The organism is Terriglobus sp. YAF25 (genome assembly GCF_052113305.1).
Classification (GTDB): domain Bacteria; phylum Acidobacteriota; class Terriglobia; order Terriglobales; family Acidobacteriaceae; genus Terriglobus.
This window is the reverse complement of sequence record NZ_JBFRCY010000605.1, coordinates 1-2,904: the sequence shown is the minus strand read 5'-3', so window position 1 is coordinate 2,904 and position 2,904 is coordinate 1. Positions and strand designations below refer to the sequence as shown.

Annotated in this window: 3 protein-coding genes and 1 pseudogene; 1 reads left to right on the top strand and 3 read right to left on the bottom strand. The window is 62.1% G+C overall.

What is annotated here, in order from left to right; translation table 11 throughout:
• Positions 1-193: pseudogene (locus tag AB4043_RS20955) on the top strand (amidophosphoribosyltransferase); the annotation flags it as partial.
• Between the two features lie 378 nt (positions 194-571).
• On the opposite strand, the gene AB4043_RS20950 reads toward AB4043_RS20955, so the two are convergent.
• Genes AB4043_RS20950 through purD form a run of 3 tightly spaced genes read right to left on the bottom strand, consistent with a single transcriptional unit; the run spans position 572 to position 2,816 of the window.
• A complete protein-coding gene (locus AB4043_RS20950) occupies positions 572-1,042 on the bottom strand; it encodes a Rid family hydrolase (protein ID WP_442303395.1) in 471 nt (156 codons plus the stop codon).
• Positions 1,039-1,536, bottom strand: a complete 498-nt coding sequence (locus AB4043_RS20945) for a DinB family protein (RefSeq protein ID WP_442303394.1) — start codon at positions 1,534-1,536, stop codon at positions 1,039-1,041. The genes AB4043_RS20950 and AB4043_RS20945 overlap by 4 nt, the downstream gene beginning before the upstream one ends.
• Before the next feature lie 2 nt (positions 1,537-1,538).
• Entirely contained in the window at positions 1,539-2,816 is a 1,278-nt protein-coding gene (gene purD, locus AB4043_RS20940) for a phosphoribosylamine--glycine ligase (RefSeq protein WP_442303393.1), read from the bottom strand.
• Positions 2,817-2,904 lie beyond the last annotated feature (88 nt).

Below are 2,904 nucleotides of genomic sequence, written 5' to 3'. Positions count from 1 at the left end.
CACTATTGAGGAGATCCGCCAGTTCATCGAGGCAGATTCGTTGGCGTATCTATCGCTTGGCGGTGTGCTGAAGGCTTGTGGAGCGTACGAGCCCCACGGTAACAGCTATTGCACCGCCTGCTACACGGGGAACTATCCGACGCAGTGGGTGGATGTGGATGAGATTCTGCCGGCGGTGGCGGTGAAGGTTTAGATCGGTAGTTTTCGGCCACACCGCCGTGTATCGACATATTCAATAACCGCGCTACACCCGTTGCCCCATTCTTTAGCGAAGCGAAAGGGTGGGTATCGAGCGGAGCGAGACCGTATCTTTTGTTTGTCATCCTGAGCAAAGCGAAGGACCCGCTTTTTGAGGTTTGTCATTTCCCAGCGAAGCGGAGAAATCTGCTTCTCCACCCATACTTTTCTTATCGTGCCCGAGACAAAAAGACGGTCGCGCACAGCGCGATACCCCACGCTAAGCCCCAGTGAGCAAGTTCGCCGGGGACCCCACCCTTCGCGATGAAGCCGCGAAGAATGGGGCAACGGGTGTGTACGCTCACCGAACCTGAAGCCTTCTCCCGCGCGGTCGTTACTTCTTAGAACGGGCAGCGACGACCATGACTTCGATCAGGCCTGTGGGGACTACCAGGCGGCTGACCTGGACTGTCGCGCGGACTGGCTTATTGGGTTGTTCTTTGCTGCCGAAGCGTGACTGGTAGGCGCGGTTCATGCCGTCCAGGTCCATGACGCCGGTCTTGGAATCGGGTGCGAGGAAGACCTGCATCTGCACGATGTCGCCGAGGCCCAGGCCCTGTTCCTTCAGCACCTTCTCGATGTTGCGGAAGGCTCCGAGTGTCTGCTGTTCCGTGTTCTGGTGGAAGACCGGCGGCGTGCCCGGCTCATCCGGCGTGCCCATCACACCGCAGACATACAGCAGGTCGCCAACCCAGATCGCCGGTTCGATCTTTACATCCGGAGCACCGAGGCGCTTGACCACCACGCCCTGCTGGGCGAAGAGGGTACCGGAGAGTAAGAGGAGCGCGGCGACTGCCCGCTTCATACGCGCCTCGCGGCCACGAAGAGGTAGTCCAGAGGGAACTTCATGGTGATTTCGTGCTGACGCAGCAGTGTCGTGATCTGCGCGTAGTGGCGAATGGCGTGGGTCAGCGCGTGGAAGAAGACCGCCTTGCGCGTCGCCACCATCGAGCCCAGTGAGCGGGTGACGAACTCGATCTCTTCGTCCCAGTTCACGCTGCTGTCGGCCAGGACCTTGCGATACAGATCCATTGCACGGTCGTGGGTCGCGTAGACTTCGGCGACTGTGCCGTAGGGGATCTTGTCGTACTCGGTTGCCGGCTCGCCTGCAAGCCGTTCGGCGTAGCGCAACTCGACGGCGACGATGTGCTGCAGCAGGCCGCCGAGCGTGCTCACCTTCGCGATGTCGCAGGGAAACGCCAGCGCTTCGGGGTGTTGTTCCAACAACCCGCGAAGACGATCCGAGGTCTGGGTGTGCCACAGCAACATTTCGTCAGCGGAGAGAACAGGTGCGTTCATGCTCATCCTTCCTTTGTGAGGGCGCGGTGCCCGATATCGCGGCGATAGAACATGCCTTCGAACTGAATGCTCTCCAACCGGCCATAGATCATCGCGAGCGCCGTCTTGAGATCGTCGGCGGCGGCGGAGACTGCAAGCACGCGTCCACCTGCGGTGCGGAACTCGCCATCGACCAGTGAGGTTCCGGCGTGGAAGACCTGCACCGCACCAGTGCCGCTGGTCGGGGTGAGGCCGTCGATCTTCAGGCCGGAACGATAGCTGCCCGGGTAGCCTCCGCTGGCCGCGATCACGCAGGCGCTGGCGCCGGGCTTCATGCGGACAGCCACCTCGTTCACACGACCGTCGATCGCGGCGTCGAAGAGATCGTAGAGATCGGTCTCGAGGCGCAGCACAATCGCTTCCGTCTCCGGATCGCCCCAGCGCGTATTGAACTCCAGCACCATGGGGCCGCGAGCCGTCATCATCAGGCCGCAGAACAGGATGCCGGTGAAGGGTGTGCCCTCCTGGGCCATGCCGTCGACAACATTCTGTGTGACGTGCGTGGTGAGCCAGTCCACCATGGTCGGCTCCAGCAGCGCATCGGTGCAGTATGCGCCCATGCCGCCGGTGTTCAGTCCGGTGTCACCCTCGCCCACGCGCTTGTGGTCCTGCGCCGCGGCGATGGGAATCGCATGGCTGCCGTCACAGAGTGCGAAGAAGCTGACCTCTTCGCCTTCGAGAAACTCTTCCAGCACCAGGCGGGTGTCACTTGTGCCGAGCAGCGAGCCGGAGAAGATGCCTGCGGCGACCTCTTCCGCCTCTGCCTTGGTCTGGCAGATGACCACGCCCTTCCCGGCGGCCAGTCCGTCGGCCTTCACCACCAGGGGCGTATGGAAGATGGGCAGCGACTTCCGTACCTCTTCCAGCGAGGTGCATACGGCGTAGCGGGCCGTGGGAATGCGGCGGCGCTGCATGAATTCCTTGGCGAAGGCCTTGCTGCTCTCTAGCTGGGCTGCGGCCTGTGTCGGACCGAAGACACGCAGGCCGCGCTGCTGCATGGCGTCGACGATGCCGGCGGCGAGGGGAACTTCGGGGCCGATGACGGTCATGCTGGGCTGCTCCTGCTCGACGACGGCGAGCATCGAGGCCACGTCTTTCACATCGACCGGCAGGCAGCGCGCGATCGCGGCAATGCCTCCATTGCCGGGCGCACAGACGACTTCACTTACCTTGGAACTCTGCTGCAACGACCAGACGAGAGCATGTTCGCGTCCGCCACCACCGATTACCAGAACCTTCATATGTTTTGAGCCTAGCAAACTCGACGGGAGTACGGGTTGGGTGGATAGCATGGGCAGCACAAACCAGGTCCTTCGCTACGCTCAGGAT